This is a genomic window from Sunxiuqinia sp. (assembly GCF_055140945.1).
In genome coordinates this window covers 1-19,669 of record NZ_JBSQYS010000058.1, presented here as the reverse complement: position 1 = coordinate 19,669, position 19,669 = coordinate 1, and the positions used below count along the sequence as shown (strand labels likewise).

General features: G+C 39.8%; 26 protein-coding genes. 9 read left to right on the top strand and 17 right to left on the bottom strand.

Going from position 1 to position 19,669, the window contains the following annotated elements; all coding sequences use genetic code 11:
* Window positions 1-223: 223 nt before the first annotated feature.
* The 3 genes from ACTB00_RS18665 (at window position 224) to ACTB00_RS18655 (ending at window position 1,303) form a co-directional block, all read left to right on the top strand.
* Window positions 224-655 (top strand): nucleotidyltransferase substrate binding protein, encoded by a 432-nt coding sequence (locus ACTB00_RS18665; RefSeq protein ID WP_463301428.1) that lies wholly within the window; start codon window positions 224-226, stop codon window positions 653-655.
* Window positions 656-658: 3 nt separating this feature from the next.
* A complete protein-coding gene (locus tag ACTB00_RS18660) occupies window positions 659-982 on the top strand; it encodes a nucleotidyltransferase domain-containing protein (protein ID WP_463301427.1) in 324 nt (107 codons plus the stop codon).
* 195 nt (window positions 983-1,177) lie between these two features.
* A complete protein-coding gene (locus ACTB00_RS18655) occupies window positions 1,178-1,303 on the top strand; it encodes a hypothetical protein (protein WP_463301426.1) in 126 nt (41 codons plus the stop codon).
* 290 nt (window positions 1,304-1,593) lie between these two features.
* Here the strand turns inward: ACTB00_RS18655 and ACTB00_RS18650 are convergent, their stop codons facing one another.
* From ACTB00_RS18650 to ACTB00_RS18640, 3 genes are all read right to left on the bottom strand, one after another.
* On the bottom strand, window positions 1,594-1,860 hold the full coding sequence (locus ACTB00_RS18650) for a type II toxin-antitoxin system RelE family toxin (RefSeq protein ID WP_463301425.1): 267 nt from the start codon (window positions 1,858-1,860) through the stop codon (window positions 1,594-1,596).
* 2 nt (window positions 1,861-1,862) lie between these two features.
* The gene (locus tag ACTB00_RS18645) at window positions 1,863-2,078 is read right to left on the bottom strand and encodes a hypothetical protein (protein WP_463301424.1); all 216 of its coding nucleotides are present in this window, start codon (window positions 2,076-2,078) and stop codon (window positions 1,863-1,865) included.
* A 218-nt stretch (window positions 2,079-2,296) separates the two neighbouring features.
* Window positions 2,297-2,464: a hypothetical protein gene (locus ACTB00_RS18640; protein WP_463301423.1), complete on the bottom strand. Its 168-nt coding sequence runs from the start codon at window positions 2,462-2,464 to the stop codon at window positions 2,297-2,299.
* Between the two features lie 474 nt (window positions 2,465-2,938).
* Here ACTB00_RS18640 and ACTB00_RS18635 point away from each other — a divergent pair, with 474 nt between their 5' ends.
* The gene (locus ACTB00_RS18635; protein WP_463301422.1) at window positions 2,939-3,169 is read left to right on the top strand and encodes a hypothetical protein; all 231 of its coding nucleotides are present in this window, start codon (window positions 2,939-2,941) and stop codon (window positions 3,167-3,169) included.
* Window positions 3,170-3,258: 89 nt separating this feature from the next.
* On the opposite strand, the gene tnpA is transcribed toward ACTB00_RS18635, so the two are convergent.
* From tnpA to ACTB00_RS18615, 4 genes are all read right to left on the bottom strand, one after another.
* Entirely contained in the window at window positions 3,259-3,720 is a 462-nt protein-coding gene (tnpA, locus tag ACTB00_RS18630) for an IS200/IS605 family transposase (protein ID WP_463301421.1), read from the bottom strand.
* A gap of 195 nt (window positions 3,721-3,915) precedes the next feature.
* Complete coding sequence (gene rfbA, locus ACTB00_RS18625) at window positions 3,916-4,788, bottom strand: glucose-1-phosphate thymidylyltransferase RfbA (RefSeq protein WP_463301420.1); 873 nt, start codon at window positions 4,786-4,788, stop codon at window positions 3,916-3,918.
* A gap of 29 nt (window positions 4,789-4,817) precedes the next feature.
* Window positions 4,818-5,693 carry a dTDP-4-dehydrorhamnose reductase gene (rfbD, locus tag ACTB00_RS18620; RefSeq protein ID WP_463301419.1) on the bottom strand — a complete coding sequence of 292 codons (876 nt, stop codon included), beginning with the start codon at window positions 5,691-5,693 and terminating at the stop codon, window positions 4,818-4,820.
* Between the two features lie 49 nt (window positions 5,694-5,742).
* Complete coding sequence (locus ACTB00_RS18615; RefSeq protein ID WP_463301418.1) at window positions 5,743-5,997, bottom strand: hypothetical protein; 255 nt, start codon at window positions 5,995-5,997, stop codon at window positions 5,743-5,745.
* A 157-nt stretch (window positions 5,998-6,154) separates the two neighbouring features.
* On the opposite strand from ACTB00_RS18615, the gene ACTB00_RS18610 reads away from it, so the two are divergent.
* The 3 genes from ACTB00_RS18610 to ACTB00_RS18600 all read left to right on the top strand — a co-directional run bounded on the left by ACTB00_RS18610 (window position 6,155) and on the right by ACTB00_RS18600 (window position 7,202).
* The gene (locus tag ACTB00_RS18610; protein ID WP_463301417.1) at window positions 6,155-6,445 is read left to right on the top strand and encodes a hypothetical protein; all 291 of its coding nucleotides are present in this window, start codon (window positions 6,155-6,157) and stop codon (window positions 6,443-6,445) included.
* Between the two features lie 43 nt (window positions 6,446-6,488).
* A complete protein-coding gene (locus tag ACTB00_RS18605; protein WP_463301416.1) occupies window positions 6,489-6,662 on the top strand; it encodes a hypothetical protein in 174 nt (57 codons plus the stop codon).
* 66 nt (window positions 6,663-6,728) lie between these two features.
* Window positions 6,729-7,202 carry a hypothetical protein gene (locus ACTB00_RS18600; RefSeq protein ID WP_463301415.1) on the top strand — a complete coding sequence of 158 codons (474 nt, stop codon included), beginning with the start codon at window positions 6,729-6,731 and terminating at the stop codon, window positions 7,200-7,202.
* Window positions 7,203-7,286: 84 nt separating this feature from the next.
* Here ACTB00_RS18600 and ACTB00_RS18595 read toward each other — a convergent pair whose 3' ends face one another.
* The 9 genes from ACTB00_RS18595 to ACTB00_RS18555 all read right to left on the bottom strand — a co-directional run bounded on the left by ACTB00_RS18595 (window position 7,287) and on the right by ACTB00_RS18555 (window position 17,098).
* The gene (locus tag ACTB00_RS18595) at window positions 7,287-8,405 is read right to left on the bottom strand and encodes a glycosyltransferase (protein WP_463301414.1); all 1,119 of its coding nucleotides are present in this window, start codon (window positions 8,403-8,405) and stop codon (window positions 7,287-7,289) included.
* Between the two features lie 6 nt (window positions 8,406-8,411).
* Window positions 8,412-9,449 carry a glycosyltransferase family 4 protein gene (locus ACTB00_RS18590; RefSeq protein ID WP_463301413.1) on the bottom strand — a complete coding sequence of 346 codons (1,038 nt, stop codon included), beginning with the start codon at window positions 9,447-9,449 and terminating at the stop codon, window positions 8,412-8,414.
* A 2-nt stretch (window positions 9,450-9,451) separates the two neighbouring features.
* Window positions 9,452-10,654: an O-antigen polymerase gene (locus tag ACTB00_RS18585; protein WP_463301412.1), complete on the bottom strand. Its 1,203-nt coding sequence runs from the start codon at window positions 10,652-10,654 to the stop codon at window positions 9,452-9,454.
* Entirely contained in the window at window positions 10,647-11,825 is a 1,179-nt protein-coding gene (locus ACTB00_RS18580) for a glycosyltransferase family protein (RefSeq protein WP_463301411.1), read from the bottom strand. Before ACTB00_RS18580 ends, ACTB00_RS18585 begins: the two co-directional genes overlap by 8 nt.
* A gap of 29 nt (window positions 11,826-11,854) precedes the next feature.
* A complete protein-coding gene (locus ACTB00_RS18575; protein WP_463301410.1) occupies window positions 11,855-12,736 on the bottom strand; it encodes a glycosyltransferase family 2 protein in 882 nt (293 codons plus the stop codon).
* Window positions 12,729-13,715, bottom strand: coding sequence for a hypothetical protein (locus ACTB00_RS18570; protein ID WP_463301409.1), 987 nt, complete (start codon window positions 13,713-13,715; stop codon window positions 12,729-12,731). Before ACTB00_RS18570 ends, ACTB00_RS18575 begins: the two co-directional genes overlap by 8 nt.
* Complete coding sequence (gene glf / locus ACTB00_RS18565; protein ID WP_463301408.1) at window positions 13,712-14,827, bottom strand: UDP-galactopyranose mutase; 1,116 nt, start codon at window positions 14,825-14,827, stop codon at window positions 13,712-13,714. Before glf ends, ACTB00_RS18570 begins: the two co-directional genes overlap by 4 nt.
* Window positions 14,818-16,080 (bottom strand): flippase, encoded by a 1,263-nt coding sequence (locus tag ACTB00_RS18560; RefSeq protein WP_463301407.1) that lies wholly within the window; start codon window positions 16,078-16,080, stop codon window positions 14,818-14,820. The genes glf and ACTB00_RS18560 overlap by 10 nt, the downstream gene beginning before the upstream one ends.
* A gap of 802 nt (window positions 16,081-16,882) precedes the next feature.
* The gene (locus tag ACTB00_RS18555) at window positions 16,883-17,098 is read right to left on the bottom strand and encodes a hypothetical protein (RefSeq protein ID WP_463301406.1); all 216 of its coding nucleotides are present in this window, start codon (window positions 17,096-17,098) and stop codon (window positions 16,883-16,885) included.
* 87 nt (window positions 17,099-17,185) lie between these two features.
* Between ACTB00_RS18555 and ACTB00_RS18550 the strand changes: the two genes are divergently transcribed.
* Complete coding sequence (locus tag ACTB00_RS18550) at window positions 17,186-17,623, top strand: hypothetical protein (RefSeq protein ID WP_463301405.1); 438 nt, start codon at window positions 17,186-17,188, stop codon at window positions 17,621-17,623.
* A gap of 118 nt (window positions 17,624-17,741) precedes the next feature.
* On the opposite strand, the gene ACTB00_RS18545 is transcribed toward ACTB00_RS18550, so the two are convergent.
* Window positions 17,742-19,193 (bottom strand): UDP-glucose 6-dehydrogenase, encoded by a 1,452-nt coding sequence (locus tag ACTB00_RS18545; protein WP_463301404.1) that lies wholly within the window; start codon window positions 19,191-19,193, stop codon window positions 17,742-17,744.
* A 226-nt stretch (window positions 19,194-19,419) separates the two neighbouring features.
* On the opposite strand from ACTB00_RS18545, the gene ACTB00_RS18540 reads away from it, so the two are divergent.
* A complete protein-coding gene (locus tag ACTB00_RS18540) occupies window positions 19,420-19,608 on the top strand; it encodes a hypothetical protein (RefSeq protein ID WP_463301403.1) in 189 nt (62 codons plus the stop codon).
* Window positions 19,609-19,669 lie beyond the last annotated feature (61 nt).

Sequence of the window (19,669 nt, the reverse complement as noted above, 5' to 3'; positions counted from 1 at the left end):
TGAAGAATGAAGATTAAATTTTTTGTATAATTGCAGCATCTCCCAAAGTGGCACGGTTTAAACCGAAAAGTGTGGCACGGTCAGACCGAAATCGCCAGGGGTAAGGGGATTGCAAATCCCGTGTTAAATGGTCAGGATTGCAAATCCTGACCAGCCGGTTCTTGCCACAACCATTTAAATTCTTACTTTTGAATCGTATTGAATACAAAACGATGGATTGAAAATGGCGAAGGATATCAGATGGCAACAGCGACTGCAAAATTACGGGAATGCGCTAAAGCAACTGGAAAACGCGGTGAGGCTCGCACAGGCGAAAGAACTGAGCGAACTGGAAAAACAGGGTTTGATTCAGGCTTTTGAATTTACGCACGAACTGGCCTGGAATGTAATGAAGGATTATGCCCATTTTCAGGGTAATTCGCTACTGGCCGGTTCACGTGATGCCACACGCGAAGCTTTTGCCCAGAACCTGATTGCTGATGGAGCAGGATGGATGGAGATGATTAAAAGCCGGAATCAAAGCTCGCACACCTATAACCTGGAAATTGCGGAAGACCTTGTTGAAAAAATCGTCGATCGCTATTTCAATCTGTTTAAAGCTTTCGAATCGGTGATGATTGAAAAAAGAGAAGGTACTCAATCCGGATTATTCTGAGCCATGCCTTACGGATTAAACGACACCGAGATACAACTGATCCGGAAGGTGCTGGAGCAATACCCGGAGGTGAAGCAGGCCATCCTGTATGGCTCTCGGGCTAAAGGTAACTACCGGCCGGCTTCCGATATCGATTTAACTTTAGTGGGAATGGAACTGACACTCACTCATTTGCTGGAAATTGAAAACCAGCTAGACGACTTGTTGTTGCCCTATAAAATCGACCTGTCTTTGTTTTCCGCTATCGAAAACCCGGCCCTGCTGGAGCATATCAAGCGTGTTGGGCTTGTGTTTTATGAACAAGTTAACGGGTGGCGTGGTTTTTAGCCGCGCATTTTTATTTGCGTTGACGCCGCCAGAGCCTGGATGCTGGATGACCTTCGAATGAGTTGACGCAGATGGCGCGGGTTGGGTCTGATGCGGTTTACAGTTTCAGGTTTCAGGTTTCAGGTTTCAGGTTTCAGGTTTCAGGTTTCAAGTATCAAGTTTCAAGTTGTTGGAGATAGAAAGAATTGGACGCAGATGGCGCGGATTGGTTATGATTTTTTAGGATGGGGAGGGGTTGTCGCGGTTTCCGAACCGCGATTGAAAGAGCTGTTGAATCCTGACCAGCTGGGGCTATGCTCCATCCCGAAAAGTCGGGATTAGTTCCACTACCACCTTTCAGAGCGTTTCACTACTGAAAGCCGAGTGTCACTGAATCGCAGACTCTTGCGATAAATGTTTTTTTGTGCAAGAATTTCCATGTTCATAATATGTTTTGTGCAAGGATCCGCGAGACGACGTAGTAGGCGCGGCGGTCTCATTATAGTCCCTATGTAAAATATCTGGAATGTTTTTCTTAGCCCCATTGGGGCTGTAATACGTTGTTTTTCTTTTGTTCTAAGAAAGATATGTGATAGCGTCTCGCGCCAAAAGGGAAGTTGCGGGGAATAATATTAAGGAAAATACTTATAAATATCAGATCGATGGTCAAATGTTGCCAGTATCACTTTTCCATTCTCCAGAGCTATTCCTATGCGATAATCACCTATTCGTATCCGATAAAAATTTTTGTGTCCCTTTAACTTTTTCAGATTTTTTATTTCAGTGAGATTTTGGGCTTTCTGAATAGTACTGATTGTTTTTGATAAATTGCTGCGGATTTTTTTATCATGGCATTTAGCAACCTGTTTCCCAAATTTTTTAGTGAATTCAATTTGCATGCTTATTTATCGTCATTTTCCAGCGATGAAAGGAATTCATTTTTTTCTTCTTCAACCATTAAGCCAGATTCTAATCCTTCTTTGATGGAATAATACAATCCTAATTCTTCTGCTTCATCCTCAGATATTTTCTTTGCTGAAAAATTTAATTTTTTTGCCAGTTCCAAAAGCAGTTTAGCATTTGATTTAGAATCACCTTTTAATATAATTGTCTCCATCTTTTTTATTTCAAAATTACAATATAATACCTGTATTACAAAAACTCAATTTAGCACGAAATGTTTTCTTAGCCCCATCAGCGAACCACTTCGCGATTTTTACCGGGACAGGCTGTTACCGCTTCGCTCAAACGAGTGGTCGTTCGGGTAATGGGATTACAAATCCCGTGTTAAATGGTCAGGATTGCAAATCCTGACCAGCCGGGGTGTGGCGGTTTTTAATCGCCAATTATTTGTTTGCTGATGTTGGGGCGTTGCCCCAAACCCCAACTACTTTTTTGTCTTGATCCCAAAAAGTATTCAAAAAAAATCAAGTCAAAGTTGTCTTTCCAGACGGGACCTGATTTTTGTCTCTTAAGAAACATCACTTTCTGTTTCTTTCTCATATAGCATTTTTTTAATGTGGTAACTTGACACAAAAAACAGGAAAAAAAGTCAAGGCTGACGATGCTTTTGAAAGAAAACTAACGGGTCAGTCACTGCCCGAAAACCAAACTCCTCCTTTCAGTCGTCAAACAGGGTTTTCTTAGCGAGGGCCCTCGCTGTTTCCTTCCCTTGTTTTCTAGTTCAAAATCTTCGTAGGCCAATCTTTTCGCCTGATGGCGAATTTGGGGAGTTGGCTGTCCCAGGCGATAGACCGTCATTGGCAACGCAGTGAAGCAATCTTTCAGCGGGTTGCTCTGCCTTTCTGGTCATCCAATTATCTGAATATCCGATTATCTATTAATCTTGTTTCAGGATCTTTCAGCGGGTTGCTCACTGCGATTTGAATTTTCTTCTTTACCCGGAACGGGTTATACTATAATAGCCCCGGGCAACGCCTGGGGTAAAATGCGTTAGTAGTTGAAATGGCGCAATCAATGGGTGTTGAAATGTGTATTGGTTTCATGCGCCACAATGGAAAACGTCAAATAGGAGCGGATTATAAATTTCATGGTGGGAAGATCCGGATTGCAAATCCACTCAGCATGGGTAATGGGATTACAAATCCCAGGTTAAATGGTCAGGTCAGGATTGCAAATCCGTACCAGCGGGTGTCGAAGATCAGTACGTCGGGTATGTTTGTTTGTATAATTTGCATTGTTTTGTGAATTGTTAACGTATTAATTTTCCCGGAGGGAATTCAGCTCCATAGCAAGAATGCTTTTCTCGAATTAAATTCACCAGAGGTGATAAATAACTAATCAATTGCTTGAAAAATATATCTTTCGTCGTGGTCGATTTCGAAGCGTTTAAGAAATTCAAGGTATTCTTCCCTAAAGCTTCTGGTTTTATGGTGTGCTTCTTGTCGTTCAATATAGGCGATAATACCAGGTAGTTGAGATTTTCCATAGCTAAATGCTCCAAACCCTTCCTGCCAGGAAAACTTTCCCGCACTCAACTTTTGATTATTGATCCACAAAGACGAACTGCGTTTAACCTCATACATTAGCTTTGAAGGAGATTGGGTTGGATTCATGCTAATCAGGATGTGTAGGTGATCTTCCATTCCATTGATTGCATATACCTTATGTCCTTGATTCGAAATAATGGCAATGAGGTAATTGTATAATTCATTTTGCCATCTCTTTTTTATCAGGGATAGTCTGTTTTGTACGGCAAAGACAAAATGCAGGTAAATTTGAGAATAGGTATTAGCCATTTTGTTTTGTGTTTATCCCATGACGGGGAATTTTTATTAATTATAAACCGTAATCTTTCTATTGAGCTTGAAGCCCTACGGGCTATTTGTCAATTATTTAACCGCTTTTCGTGTTTGTCCCCTAATGGGGATTTTTTATTAATTATAAACCGCGATCTTTCTATTGAGCTTCAAACCCTACGGGCTATATAATGATTACTTAGCCAGCTTCAGCAGGTACTGCCCATATTCGTTTTTCTTTAAGGGCTCGGCGAGTTTTAGCAATTGGTCCTTATTGATGTAGCCCATCGCGTAGGCAATTTCTTCAATGCAGGCAATTTTCAATCCCTGGCGGGTTTCCACGGTTTCGATAAAGGTACTGGCATCGAGGAACGACTTGTGGGTACCGGTATCGAGCCAGGCATAGCCCCGGCCCATTAATTCTACCTTTAGTCGTTTTTCATCGAGGTAATGCTGATTGACGGTTGTGATTTCGTATTCGCCGCGGGCAGAAGGCTGAATTTCGTTGGCGACTTTGACCACATCGTTGGTGTAGAAGTACAAACCCACCACGGCATAGTTGGAAGCCGGCTTTTCGGGTTTTTCTTCGATGGATGTCACGTTTCCGTTTTGATCGAAGGTGGCCACGCCATAGCGTTCGGGATCGTTCACATAGTACCCGAAGACCGTTGGTTTCTTTTCCTGTTCCACGTTGTGCCGGGCCTGCTTTAGCAAGTCGGTAAAGCCATGTCCATAAAAAATGTTGTCGCCCAGAACCATACAAACATTATCGTTGCCGATGAATTCGGCTCCCAGCGTGAATGCCTGTGCCAGGCCATCGGGGCTTGGTTGAACCTTGTAGCTCAGTGTTAAGCCAAGTTCTTCTCCGCTTCCCAGCAACTTTTCAAAGTTGGGCAGATCTTCGTAGGTTGAGATGATAAGGATTTCGCGGATGCCGGCCAACATCAATACCGACAAAGGGTAATAGATCATGGGTTTGTCGTAGATCGGCAACAGTTGCTTTGAAATTCCCTTGGTAATGGGGTAGAGTCGTGTGCCGGATCCTCCGGCTAAGATGATTCCTTTCATAAAGTATATTTTTTGCTCTTGAAAACTGGTTAAACTTGTTGTTTCTTGATTTGTTCAATGCATTCTTTCAGGGCGGCTTGCCAATGACGAATGGCGATCTTGAAGTCTTCTTTGATGGTTGTTTTATCCATAACACTGAATGAGGGCCGTTTGGCTGGCAGTGGATATGCTGATGTTGGAATGGGGCTTATTTGGCAAGAGGTCCCCGATAGGTCTTGGATGGCGACGGCGAAATCATACCAGGAGGCTACTCCTTCATTTGAAAAATGATAGGTGTTGTTTTTAGCATGCCCAACCTTAGGGTTTCCCAGAATTTCAAGAATGGCTTTGGCCAAGTCACCAGCATAGGTTGGCGTACCGACCTGATCAACAACGATGCCTAACTGTTCTCTTTCGTTGCACAACCGTTGGATGGTTTTGACAAAATTGTTGCCGTAGGAAGAATAAAGCCAGGAAGTCCGGATGATCAGATGACTGGGATTGTGCTGCCGGATTTGCTTTTCACCGGCCCATTTTGTTTTGCCATACACACTGAGCGGATTACAGATATCGTGAATCTGATAAGGGATGGACTTGTTTCCGTCAAATACAAAGTCAGTTGAGATATGAATCAGCAACAGGCCGTTGCTTTTCGCTATTTGCGCCAGTATTCCAGGACCCTCGCTGTTCACCTTTTGCGCCAACGGAATGTCTGTTTCTGCCTTATCAACATTGGTATAGGCCGCACAGTTAATGATGGTGTCAATTTGCTTGTCTTTGACCAATTGTTGAACAGATTCACTATTGCAGATATCTAACTCCGGGAGGTCGCTGAACTGAAAATTCCAGTTTGGGTAATGTGGAATTAACGCTTTTAGTTCACTTCCGAGTTGGCCGTTTGAGCCAGTGACGAGTATGTTTTTCATGGTATTGTTGCGTTAAGGGATTAAGAATGCCGTGAAGTAATCAGTCTGCTTAGTCGTGATATTGTTCTTCGTAGTATTTCTGGTAGTCGCCACTGGTGACATTATTCATCCATTCTTCGTTGGCGAGGTACCAGCTGATGGTTTTTTCCAGTCCTTCTTCAAACTGAAGGATGGGCACCCAACTCAATTCTTTTTGCAGCTTGGTGCTGTCAATGGCGTAGCGCAGATCATGTCTGGCGCGATCTTTTACGTAGGTAATCAGTTTTGCTGAAGTGCCTGCCTCACGACCCAGCTTACGATCCATAATGGCGCACATCAGTTTGATCAGGTGTGGATGGCATATCCACACCAGCGGGGTGAGCCGGACAAATGGGATTGCAAATCCCTGGTTAGTGGGTCAGGATTGCAAATCCTGACCAGCCGGGGTCGTTAGGGTAAGGGGATTGCAAATCCCGTGTTAAATGGTCAGGATTGCAAATCCTGACCAGCCGGTGTTATTCTCAATGCTTCTTTGTCCTTATGCCGGACGGGCACATCCTTTTCCATTCGATGAAAAGGATGCAAAAATCTTGTCAAAGTTATCCTTCTCCCCGCGTCACGATTTTTTCTTTCCGGCGCACTGGCCGGGATACCCGCCAAAAATCCTTCCCTCCAACGCCGGCCCGGGCTACTTTGACTGGCCTTCGCGCTTTTCGCCTGATGGCGAAGTGGGGGAGTTTTTTTTTCTTTACCCGGAACGGGTTATACTATAATAGCCCCGGGCAACGCCCGGGGGAAAATGCGTTAGTAGTTGAAATGGCGCAATCACTAGGTGTTGAAATGTGTATTGGTTTCATGCGCCACAATGGAAAACGTCAAATAGGAGCGGATTATAAATTTCATGGTGGGAAGATGCTGATTGCAAATCCACTCAGCATGGGTAATGGGATTACAAATCCCGTGTTAAATGGTCAGGATTGCAAATCCTGACCAGCCGGGGCTTAGGCTTGGTGGTTATTTATTGGGTCTGGTGGTTTCCGAAACGCCTGTTGTTGTTTGCTGACGTTGGGGCGTTGCCCCAAGCCCCAAATACTTTTTTGTCTTGATCCCAAAAAGTATTCAAAAAAAATCAAGTCAAAGTTATCCTTCCACGCGCGTCAGGATTTTTTCTTTCCGGCACACGACCCGGGGTACCCGCCAAAAATCCTTCCCTCCACCGCCGGCTCGGGCTACTTTGACAGACCATCGCGCTTTTCGCCTGATGGCGAAGTTGGGGAGTTTTTTTTCTTTACCCTGAAGGGGTTATACTATAATAGCCCCGGGCAACGCCCGGGGGAAAATGCGTTAGTAGTTGAAATGGCGCAATCAATGGGTGTTGAAATGTGTACTGGTTTCATGCGCCACAATGGAAAACGTCAAATAGGAGCGGATTATAAATTTCATGGTGGGAAGATGCTGATTGCAAATTCACTCAGCATGGGTAATGGGATTACAAATCCCGTGTTAAATGGTCAGGATTGCAAATCCTGACCAGCCGGGGGGATCCGGATTTCCACATTAGCCGGGATATTCTTTAAAAATTCAATTTAAGCAATTGTTGTCAAAAACTGGTTGTTATGCCTGTAAGAGGGAATTGTACAGCTCAATGGTTTTCTCCGCCATTTTGTGTTTCTCAAAAATAGAGCAATATCGCTCTAAAGCATTCTTAGAAAATTTATCCTTTTTTTCTGAATCATTAGTAATTTCAATGATGGCTTTTGCTAGTGCGTGGGAGCTTTTGGGCTCAACCACAATCCCAGTTTTATTGTTTTGATTAACCCATGGGGCTCCAGACCCTGAAATATTCGTTGAGACGATCGGGCAGCCGAATGACATTGCCTCGATCAAAACAACCCCAAAGGCTTCCGATCTTTCAGTCGAGGAGAGGCAATATATATCTGCGCGCCTATAATATTCTCCTAATTGTTCAAAGGGAATCCTTCCGAGTAGGAAGACTTTGTTTTCAAGTTTATATTTTGCAATTTGTTCCTGCAGTTTATTCTTTAATAATCCTGTGCCTCCAATCAGTATGATGAAATCTTCTGGCAATTCCTTTGCTGCATCAATTAAATATTCAAACCCTTTATAATAGATTAGTCGCCCCATACTGAAAATGACTTTTTTGTTTTTATATTGATGTCTTAACTTATATCTAAATTTTTCATCGGTAATAAATTCACTGTTTGAAATTCCTATTGGAATAATTGTGCATTTTTCTTTATAAGGTTTTAAATCTTCAGAGCCTTCTAAGTAATTCGGAGATGTTACAATAATTTTATCGGCTCTTTGCAAAAGTTTGTTTTGAAAAGGCTTGTAAAACTTTTTTAGAAGCTTTTGTTTGATGATATCGCTGTGCCAGTGGACAATTATTTTACCTTTAAAGGGTACTGATTGCAGAGCTACAGCTCCCATTGGATTTGGCACATGCAAATGAATAATGTCATACTGGTGATATATTTTTCTTATCTGTTTGAAAACTGAAATTGAAAGAGGAGAGGAAAACGCTGAAGTAATGGTTGAAGTTCTATAAACTTTGTTCCCATTATCTTCTATTGAAAAGCCTGGCTTGTGGTTGAAACAAAGTACATCGGCATTATAACCGGACTCATTAATTGATTCGACAAGATCGAAATTTACTTTTTCAATTCCTCCAAAATAAGGAGGATAATATTTGCCTAAGTGAAGGATTTTCATTTAAAATCAGATTTTACTAATAATATCGTTAACTTTTTTTGCTGATTCAGCCCATGAGAATCGCTTTATATTTTCATATCCTTTTGTTATTAGTTCTTGATAAAGGTCAGTATCCGTTGTGACTTTCTCAAGGGCATCAACTATGTTATCAATGGAATTCGGATCAATATAGAAAGCCGCGTTACCACAAGCTTCAGGCAGGCTGGTCTTGTTTGAGGCGATGACAGGTGTGCCATGAACCATTGCTTCTAAAGGTGGAATTCCAAATCCTTCGTAAAGCGATGGATATACGAATACAGATGATTCTGTATAATATTGGTGTAATTGTGCATCGGACACGTAACCTGTATAAATGATATTTTCATTTTCTGGTAGGTTCAAATTGGAAAATGATTTTTGTTGCCCACCAATAATTACAAGCTTGTAATCTTTGCGATTCCATAGTATAAAAGCCTTGATAAGGCGGTCTAAATTTTTCCTCGGATCGATTGAACCAACAGCTAATATATATTTTCTCCGTTTCGCCAAGTTTGGATCACATGTGCATTTATCCACAGCATTGTAAATTACTTCAATATTTTCCTCGTTAATATGCAGCTTACTTTCAATTATTTTTTTTGAATAATGACTTACTGTCAACAATTTTAGGCTGTTTTTCGAACTAATAGGAGTTAGTAATCTATATATAAATTCATATTTTTTGCTAAACCAATCGGGGTGTTCCCAAAAAGAAAGATCATGTATTGTTGTAATCTTATTTTTATATATAACAGGGCCAAGCCCAGTAAAATTTAGTAACAATGGAGAGCCGTTAGACTGCAAATAATATGGTAAGGCTATTTGTTCCCACAAAAATGGGTTTCCTCGACCCACCGGAACGATTCTTTGTTGTATTTCTTTATTCTGGATTTTGATTGATGAATTTTTTGGAACGAGAATTTTAATGTCATCTCTTCCGTGGATGAGTGATCTTGTTATTTGTAACGCGAATCTTTGTACACCAGTTAACTGTTGGGTCAAAAATTTGCCATTGATGCATATCATGTCTAGTAGATTTGTTTCTGTTGTTTCTGCATGTTCGCAAGTTCAAGGAGAAATAGGAAGAAAATGAAAATCAAATATGATGCGTAGTATCTAATGTTAACAATCAAGAGAGTTCTGAAACTTTGAATAAAGAATAGAACCAATAGTGGATATAAATAAAGACCCGTTAACCGCCCTGCGATAAAGCTATTATACACTAGCCGACAAAAGCGACCTAAGAAAAAAGCAATTATAATTCCAAAGTACCCGAAATCAATGAACAACTCTCCCCATGCTGTAAAATTATTGTATTCTTCACTGCCATATTTTGTAAGTAAATTGTCTAATGCGACACCTGTATTCGAATGCAATGAAAGAAATTTGTAAAAGACTCTCCCAGTTATAGGTAGAATATCCTTTGGAAATGTATCGTATAATAGTATTTGAAAATTATTAATTGAAGTCGAGAAGTACATCGAAAAGCGATAAAATAAATATTCAAAAGGGCCATACTTTTCGTTGTACATTGGGCTCATGTATGATCTTAACAACTCAGTTGACCAAATAATTATAAGAAATATCACACCCAACATCGCCAGCTTTTTGATCAACTTAGGTTCAAACCTTACAACGATAACCCCAATTGGAATTATCAATTCCAGTAGAGCTACTCTTTCAGCTGTGAAGAATACTCGAAAAAGGGATAAGAAGATGATAAAAATTACTAATTTTCTGAACTTCCTAATTTCTGTGATTTTGTAAGCAAGGAAAGAAAGAATTACTGAACCAATACCAAAGTTTGTTAATGTTTTAATACTTGTTTCTTCTTTCAAACTTTCGCTGCTGCTTAGCATACCAGAATAAATAAGATTTAAAATGTAGTCTTTGAAGTGTATGATTACATCTTTGAACCAAAATAAGTATCCAAAAATTGTTATAAAAGCAAATATCTTTACCGTGATAATTAGAAGCTTGGAGAATCTTTGATTATTTGCGATGATTTCGTCTGAATGTCGGAAAGTATTTGATTTATAATTTAAGCTTCCAACAATAAAAGCAAGAGTGAATAAAAAATAAATAAAGATTCCTGTCAAAGAATTATATTTAGTAACATTTGCAAAATCTAACATTAATTCATTTGACGTGACAATAAAAGCAAATAAAGAAAATGCATTTATAACTAACATTATCAGCGTTGGATTTAAGTACTTAAGATACTTAGGCATAATCCATTATTTTTATTAGAGTTCTGGTATTATTTTCCCAGGAATGTAATTTCGATCTATGTATTGCCGTTATTGAATTGGGTCTTTTTAACAGCGATCTATTTGTTAGGGCATTTGAAAATTCATCTTTTGAACACAGTATTACAAAATCTTCATTTTTCTTTTCTAAATCAGCTGTACGCGTTGCTAATACCGTTAAACCACAAATCCCATATTCGTATAATTTCATGGGACTTCTAGAATCGTTGATATCATTTTTTATAAATGGCAAAAGACCAACATGACATTGCTTTAGTATCTGAGGTAAAAATTTGTAATCAATAGGTCCCCAATACAAGCAGTTGGCTTTTCCTTTGATTGCCGAGTAAAATTCAGAGTTTGCAACGGTGCCAAAAAAATGAAAATTGTGATCTCGGTGAACTTCGCTAATATTCTTAATTATTTCGAAATCGATACGATCGTCAAGTGCTCCAACATAAACAACTTGAATTTTTTCCTCCTTTAGTTTGTTGCCCAATTCTTTATTGTTTAATTCTAGCTTGCTGCTTGAAAGGTAAAACTCTGAATCTACGCCATTTTCAATTACCTCTATATTGCTTAATCCGTTCCTGTATTTACTCAAGTGTTTTCTTAATGCAGAAGAAGTTACAATAACAGAGTTGGCTTCTCTTACTAGTTGTTTTTCTGTTGATGATGTCTTGCTCGATGTGAATTCGGGATAAATGTCTGTTGCTCGGTAATATAACTTTTTAAACTCTATAATTTCAGTCATAAAACTAAAAACCGGATTTTCCACAATTAGGAAATCAATATTGTTGAAACCGTACCTCTTTAAAGTGGTAGAAATAAATGGTATAAATTTATTTTGTTTTTGTAGCAAAAATTTCTGATTAAAAAGTTTACCTCGACTAAAAGGCAAAAATGTGAATGGTATATATTCTCGATATTGATATTCAGTTTTAGATACACCGTCGAAGCAGCTTTTTAGTTTTAGAAGGAACCTTTTTCTAAATGCACCCTTAATCAGGTTGATGAGATGAAAAGGTGATATAGGTGTGGAGATCACCAGAACGTCGTAACCAAGTTTACTTAATTGATAAGCATAATGATGACTGCCCACCTTATAGACATCTCTGGAAAAGCCGTGTGTGCAAATAATAATTTTTTTCATAAAGAAATTAATGGTGGATCCTAATTAAGCTAGTTGCTGTTGAGAAATGCACTTTCTTTTTTGTGTAAAGATCTGTATTTGAATATTTTAATTATGTACGTATTTGATGTAAGTATACCTTTCGTTAAAAGTTTGAAATTCATTTTCTTGTCAATTATAGATTTGAATAAAAAGTAGATTTGCGCCCCCCAGAGTATCAAAATGTTATAATTTATATTTGACAGGTGGGCAATTTGATTTACGGTCTCTAATCTCAAATTTTTGTTTTTATTTTGATCCTTTATTTGGGGGCGATCGTGAATAAAATTGGTCGATGTCACAATGCCAATTTTGAATTGGTGATACATAGTCCTGTTGCAGTAGTCTATATCTTCCCCATAATGATAGAATAATTCTGAAAATCCCCCAGTTTTCTTTAAACATTCTCTGCTAATTAACCATCCAGCAGCATTGACAAATTTGCATGAACGAATTTCATCATTGAAAGATTTACTTTTATTAAAGTACTCAACAAAGCGATAGTCTAATTGACCGCTTGTTGTATGTTGCATGGGGCTTAAAATTCCAAAGTCCGGATTTGCTTTTTGTATTTTTATAAGTTCAGTTATCGTGTCTTTTTCTATCCAAGCATCTTGGTTAAGAAGAAAAACGTAGCCTGCTTTGTTATCAAGAGCCAATTTAATTCCGATGTTATTTGCCTTTCCAAAACCTAAATTTTCTCCTGTTTGTATCACCTTTACCGAATTGAATTTCTCCTTTATAATTTTGAGTGTGTTGTCTGTCGAGCCATTATCAATAACTAGGATTTGGTGATTAGCAATATCGGATTCAACAAGACTTTTAAAACATTTTTGAACCCATTGAGATCCGTTGTATGTTACGACAATAGAATACACAAGAAAATTATTCATCTTTAGCTGTTTCTAATTTAAATATGTCTTTTATCTCGTTTTCAAAAATAGTCTCCTGGCCTTTAATTTCATCGATATATTTCGTGAATTTTGTATGTTCGCTTTCATAGTCTTGCATAACGATCCTAATTTTTTCAAGTATGTTTTCAATCTCTGACTCATTATTAATAAATTTAAACTCGTCTGGAATTGGCATGTCTTCATAAAAGCCGGCTGACCCTTTTTTTCCAGTAATTATGCAGCAGCCGCAAACAGCTGCTTCGCGAGGGAACCGATCCTTCCCTGGATGTTTCCCAAAATCAACATAAAGCTTTGATTTTAATAACATGTTTTTAACTTGAGTGGGGGTCATGTTTTCAATTGGGAACCACCTGTACTCATTTATGCTATTTTGAATTAGTTTTTGTGTAAATTCATATCCTTTCTTTGGATTGTATAAAACGATATCTTCTTTTTGTGTCGTTTTATGTGAAATAGGCTTCAGAAAGTCTTCTAACAAATAATCTGATAGCATATACAGCTTATCGTTGTCAAGGTTCGATTTTGACTTTAAAAATTCAAAAGCATATCTGGATTGTGCAAAATGATAATATTTATATCCATCTTTAAATTTAAATTTTCTAATCACTCCCAAAAATCGTCCGATTTTGTTTCTGATCGTAGATTTGAAAAAGTTGTCAATACTCAGCCACCAAATGGCCTTTTTTATGTGCTTATAGTCAAACAAATATCTTGTTAATGTTTCTGGTGCTATTAATAAGTTATTCGAATCATCATTTATTTGGAAAGTGTATGGTATATTGTACAGCAAAAATTTATCATTTATAGGATTTTCAATTACGGGTATATAAAACATCCGCACTTTAAATCCCATCTTGTTCAGTTTATGTCCTAATTGATGAAGTGCGAGTGGGCCTCCAGTAAAATGTTTACTAGGGCATAGCAAGTAAATTATAGAGTCTTTGTTTAGGTTAATCATGACTTTTTAAAAATTTCATTTAATTTGCTTAATGCGGCATCAATTACCTGATGCATATCGTAATATTTATATTCTGCCAACCTTCCCCCAAAAATAACATGTTGCTGTTTGTTGGCCAATTGTTGGTATTGCTTCAGTAATGTTTGATTTTTATCATCGTTAATCGGATAGTAAGATTCATTATCTTTTGAGAATTCGTGGGGATACTCACGTGTAATGTACGTTTTCTCTTGTGTCCCAAATTCAAAATGTTTATGCTCGATAATTCGGGTATAGGGTACTTCGCGGTTGGTATAGTTTACAACTGCATTGCCTTGAAAGTTAGGAGTTTCCAATAACTCATTTTCAAAATGCAGGCTTCTATATTCCAATTTCCCGAATTGATATCCAAAATACTCATCAATTTTTCCGGTAAAAATAACTTTTTCAGCCAATTGTTCCAACTCAGATTTATGCTCGAAATAGTTCGTTCTGGTTCTCACTTCAATTCCTTCGAGCAACTTTTCTACCAGTTTGGTATATCCTCCAATCGGGATTCCTTGGTAGGTGTCATTGAAATAGTTGTTGTCGAAGGTAAAACGGAAAGGAAGGCGGCGGATAATAAACGCTGGGATTTCAGTGGCGGGGCGGCCCCATTGTTTTTCGGTGTACCCTTTAATCAATTTCTCGTAGATATCTCTGCCGCCCAAAACCAATGCTTGTTCTTCCAGGTTCTGCGGTTCAGTGATATGGGCATACTCCACCCGTTGTTCATCAATTTTTGCTTGTGCTTCTTGTGGCGTTTTTACTCCCCACAACTGGTAAAAAGTATTCATATTAAAAGGGAGGTTATATAATTTCCCTTTGTAATTAGCCACCGGTGAATTGGTAAACCGGTTGAATTCAACAAAAGTATTCACGTAGTCCCAGACTTCTTTATTACTGGTGTGGAAAATATGTGCACCATACTTATGTACATTAATTCCTTCAATATTTTCGGTATAAATATTACCGGCAATGTGCTTGCGCTTGTCGATCACCAAACACTTTTTCCCTCTTTTTGTGGCTTCATGGGCAAATACAGAACCAAAAAGTCCTGCTCCGACAATGAGATAATCGTATTTTATTTCCATAGGTTGTATTTTTTGCAATAATAAAACATAACTGAGCTGACAAATACTTCGGTCGTTACCGTTATAATGGATACATTAATAATTGTAAAGCCAACGGTTAGCCATATTAGTATGGCTTGTGCGAGATATATAAGTCCTGATGCCATAATAACTTTGCTGAATGTTTTGTTATATCCGAACGGGATCAATAATTGAATGCCCAAAATATTGCTTACAGCTATTACGGGAACCGTGAGTGCAAGAATACTTAACACAAGAATAGCATCAAGCATCTGGGAGCCTCCTAATAATAATACAATGTATTTCCCCCCGAATAAAACTCCGATAAATAAAGCTAAATTAAACAGTAGTGAATATTTAAATACTCGTTTGATGAAATCCAGATTTTTGTCCTTGCTGATTTTTGGAAATAGAGATTGGCTTAAAATTCCTTGTGGAATTTTTAAGACGTTTGTGACTTTTTCTGCCAAATCGTAATAAGCGACTTCCGTCATCCCCAAAAATGCACCAACGATTACTTTATTGGTACTGACATAGAGGCGGATAGAAACGTTCGAAAGAAATATGGGAATAGAATCCTTAAAATATCCTTTGAGAGTAGAATAAGATTGTAGTACAAATTGGACATGATGTTTCTGAAAAACTATGTATAATGAGATAATCCCAGCTAATAAAGCACCGACTCCGTTAATAATTGGAAGAAATAAGTAATCAGATGGATTATGAATTAAAACAAAAATTAATCCCAGAAATGTTAAACGACTCACCAACGTAATGTATGTAATGTATTTCATTTGTTCTATGCCCTGAAAGTACCACATAGGGAAAATCACATCGTATAGACACATCCATAAGGTAAGAAAGAACAATGCTTTATATTCCTGTACTTGTGGTATTATAAAAATCAATGCAACTAGTATTACCGATGAGATTAAGAAAAGACCTCCCTTGATTAGAAGAACGCTGCTTACAATTTCACTTAGCTTCTCTTTGTTGTCACGGTGAATGCTAACTTCCTTGGTTGCCGAGATATTAAACCCAAATCCAACAAGGATCACTAAATAGCCGATAATAGCCTGTGCAAATACGACTAGCCCGTAAGTTTCTTTTCCCAATACTCGAATTAAGTAGGGATAAGTAATTAAGGGTATCAGCATATTGAACACCTGCAATGCTGACAAGTAGGAAAAGTTCTGGATAAGGGTTTTATGCCTTCCTGCCTTCTCGCGGATGTTGGAGATATGTTTTTTCAAGATAATTATTTATGAAGATCGGTCGTTGTTTATCAGTTGTTGGTTGTCTTGCCATCTGCTGGCGCAGATTTGTAATCTGTGCCTTGTTTTGAAAAAACAAAAGAAGTTTTGGTAATCCGTTACCAGAATGAATGGGACATGCCTGTTTTGTTTTCGGCCTTAATCCTGAGGAATGATGCTTCGCATCAAATCTTCGATTTATTCCACGGGATGAATGGCTGAGGTACGGATTGTAAATCCGCACCAGCGGGCGTTATAAGCTGACAGATGGCTTCGCTGTGTTCGCCATGAGGGTGCTGGAAAGCCCCCTCCAACTCCCCCGCTGGCACGGATTACATCCCGAAGTTTCGGGACGCACCAGCGGCAGCGGAGACACGTGTTGCTGTTTAAATTGGTTTTTCTTTTTTGGTGTATTTGCGGACCATTTTTCGGCTTGTTCGTTTTTTAGTTTTAATGATAGGGGGTACGGATTGCAACCAGAACCGCCGGGATTCTCCATCAGAGGGAAATCTGTCCATTTGGTTACCGTTAAAGTCTTATGGAAAAAACTTATAAATATCTTTTCTGTGAAGCAGGCGTTCAAACACCAGTATATTATTTTGTATCCTTATCCCGGCCTTGTAATTCCCAAACCTGATTCGGTAGAAATATTTATATCCTTTAAGCTTTTTTAAATTCGGAACATCTTCCTGTTTCTGGTAGGTAAGGACATCGACAAAAACAAACTGTTCAATTTTTTTCCTTTGGCTGGCTGGTACCCGGGCCAATTCTTTTAAAAAAGTTTTGTTTACCCGGATTTCCATTATTGCTTTAACTTTCGATAATACTCTTTGGCTTCATTGAGCGTGAGGTTTTCAGCCGGATCGTTTTCTTCAATAAACTGCCCCAAAGCGTAGTCTTCAAGCAGTTGTTCCATTTTTTCAAATGTTTCTAAATCGACCTGAACTGCAACAGGACGTTTTTTTTCGTCTGTGAGATATGTTTTCTTAATGTCAAGCATCTTGATCTGAATTTTCATAAAGATATTAAAATTTTGGTGTTTTTAGGCCCCCCGTGGCTCAGATTTGTAATCGGTTCCTTGTTTTGCAAAAACAAATCGAATTTTTTGTATTGTTTTTTCAAGTCTGTTAACAAGTTGGACACTTCTTATCAACTTAATCCAATAAACCGGAATGTTTTTTCAGCCTTATTGGCTAAGGTACGGGGTGCAGATCCGCATCAGCGGTTCTTGGCTCTTGACTCTATTTTCTACTATCTAAGGTCTTGTTCTTATTGCTTATGTTGGGGCGTTGCCCCAAGCCCCAACTACTTTTTTGATACCAAAAAGTATTCAAAAAAGATCAAGTCAAAGTTATCCTTCTTTGCGCGTCAGGATTTTTTCTTTCCGGTGCACGACCCGGGATACCCGCCAAAACTTGTCCGGCCACTGACGGAAATCCTTTCCTCTACCGCCAGCCCGGGCTACTTTGACAGGCCTTTGCGCTTTTCGCCTGTTGGCGAATTGGGGGAGTTGGTTGTCCCCGGAAATGGCGTGTCGTCCTGAACTTGTTTCAGGATCTCTCAGTGGATTGCCACCCTCTCACCCTCTCACCTTCCAACCATCCAAAAATCCAAAAATCTGAACTCTTGACTCTTGCCTCCTGACTCTTGTTTCTATACTGCTATCCTTTTCCGATACTTTTCAATTCAAACCCAATACGTTCCAATACTTCCCGGTCGAGGATGTTTCGTCCATCGAATACGAAGGCGGGTTTAAGCATTTGCTTGTAGATTTTTTGCCAGTCGTAGCTTTTAAATTCGTCCCATTCGGTGAGGATGGCTACGGCGTGGGCATTGGTAATGGCTTCGTAGGGATCGTTGTGGACGGTTACCAGGTTTTTGATTTCTTCTGTTGTCAGAGGAGAGACGCCCTGTAGGGCGTCTGTACGTCTGTGGGTTTGCAAGTACTCGATATCTGCAATGATCCGTGCTTCGGTGACCTGCGGGTCGTACACGTGAATTTGGGCGCGGTCTTGCAGGAGCTCGTCGGCTACATAAATGGCGGCTGATTCGCGGGTATCGTTGGTATCTTTTTTAAAGGCCCAGCCCAGGAAAGCGATTTTCTTTCCGGATACGGTGTTGAACAGGGTATCGATAATTTGCTTGGCAAAGCGGTGTTTCTGGTAGTCGTTGAGCTTGACCACCTGTTCCCAATATTCGGCTACCTCGGGCAGGTTAAAATGATGACAGAGGTACACGAGGTTGAGGATGTCTTTCTGAAAACAGGAACCCCCAAAGCCCACCGATGATTTCAGGAACTTAGAACCGATACGGGTATCCATTCCAATGGCGCGGGCTACTTCATCGACATCGGCGCCGGTACGTTCGCACAGAGCCGAGATGGAGTTGACGCTGGAGATGCGCTGTGCCAAAAAGGCGTTGGCCGTTAGCTTGGAGAGTTCGGACGACCAGATGCGGGTGGTGAGGATCTTTTCACGAGGAATCCAGTTGGCATAGATGTTGGCTAAAGCCCGCTCGGCTTGTTTTCCGGCTTCGGTGTCTTCACTACCAATGAGTACCCGGTCGGCATTGTGCAGGTCGGGAATGGCTGTTCCTTCGGCCAAAAACTCGGGGTTGGAGAGCACTGCAAATTGGGGTGGTGTTCCTTGCTTTCCCCTGGCATTGTCTAAGATGGTGCGAATAGCCTGGGCCGTACGAACGGGTAGGGTCGACTTCTCGACCACAATTTTATTTCCGGTAGATACTTCGGCGATCTGACGGGCGCAGAGCTCGACGAACTTCAGGTCGGCAGCCATGCCTTTACCTACTCCATAGGTTTTGGTGGGGGTGTTCACCGAAATGAAAATCATTTCCGACTCTTTGATGGCTGCTTCCACGTCGGTGGAGAAGAACAGGTTGCGACCACGGGCTTCGGCAACCACCTCGGGTAATCCGGGTTCGTATACGGGTAGCTTGCTGAGGTCTTCATCATTCCAGTCGGCAATGCGTTGTGGGTTGATGTCAACGACCGTTACTTTGATGTGTGGGCATTTTTGTGCAATGACTGCCATGGTTGGCCCACCGACGTACCCTGCACCGATGCAGGCAATTTTTGTTATTTCTGTTGGAAACATATTTGTGTGTTTTGAGTTGAGTTTCGAGTTTAAAGTTCAGAGTTTTGAGTTTTGAGTTTTGAGTTTTGAGTTCAGAGTTTCGAGTTTTGAGTTTTGAGTTTCGAGTTTGGAGTTTCGAGTTTAAAGTTCAAAGTTCGAAGTTCAAAGTTGTGGGTTGTTGGTTCACTTGCGTGAGTATCTTGTTTCTAGTGTTTTACTCCTATATCCCCTGAAGGGGACTTTGGGTTTGGCTAAGATTGCTTTAGCTCCTCATCCTGAACTTGTTTCAGGATCTCTCTGCGAGATGCTCCATGCGATTTCTATTTCTCTTTTCTTTACCCTGAAAGGGTTATACAATAATAGCCCCAGGCAACGCCTGGGGGAAAATGCGTTAGTAGTTGAAATGGCGCAATCAAGCGGTGTTGAATGGTGGTAAACGTTTCATGCGCCATAATGGAAAATGTTTTTGAAATGTGTTAATCGGTTGTTGTGCTTTT